The following is a 730-nucleotide window of genomic DNA, read 5'->3' on the forward strand; positions in this document are numbered from 1 at the left end:
GTGCTGTTCCGGCTGTCGAACTTGTCGCGATTGTAGCGCAGGCCGAGCGTTGCACTCAGGCCAGGCGCGACAGCATATTTCGTCTGGGCGAACGCCGCATAGCTGTGACGTTTCTGATCGGAGTTGAGCGCGTAGCTAAGATTGTACGGATAGTTGGCGAAGGTCAGCGGCAGCGTCAGGTTGAAGGTCGGATTCCGATCGGTGCCGATATACTCGAGAATGTCCTGCCCGAGCTTCTGATACAGGAAGTAGCCGCCGACGATGTAGCTCAGCGGTCCCGACCCATTCGAGGTGAGGTTGAACTCCTGGCTAACGGCATCAACAGCATTGTTCCAGTAGGGCTGCACGTCATAATAGCCGAGCGTCGCATAGTCGGCGCGGTCGACATCAATCTGGTTGTGGTTGCGGGTGCGCTGATACGACGTCAGCGACTTGAGCGTGACCGGGCCGAAGTCGTAGCGGAGATCCGCGTACGACAGAAAGAACTTCAGCCGATATTCGTTCGGGTAGTCCTGAGAAATGCGACGCGGATCGGGATCGCGATCGTCGAGGTTCTTCTGCGCCGCGCCATGCTCGTCTGCGTCGAAATACTGCGCGGTGAGCTCGGCTGAGAAACGGTCCGTTGGCGTCCACAGGATCGACGCCTTGGTGGAGAAACGGTCGGCGTCGTCCAGATCGTACGGGCGGCCGAGTGAGGTCTGCTTGGCATAGCCATCGCGCTTGTAGCGCT

The 730-nt window shown here is 59.0% G+C and carries 1 protein-coding gene; it reads right to left on the reverse strand.

Annotated elements, in window-relative coordinates; genetic code table 11:
• The coding region (locus AACY45_RS27205; RefSeq protein ID WP_339548521.1) for a TonB-dependent receptor domain-containing protein at positions 1-730 on the reverse strand (730 nt) is incomplete at both ends.

The organism is Pseudomonas sp. RA_35y_Pfl2_P32 (assembly GCF_963970735.1).
Classification (GTDB): Bacteria; Pseudomonadota; Gammaproteobacteria; order Pseudomonadales; family Pseudomonadaceae; genus Aquipseudomonas.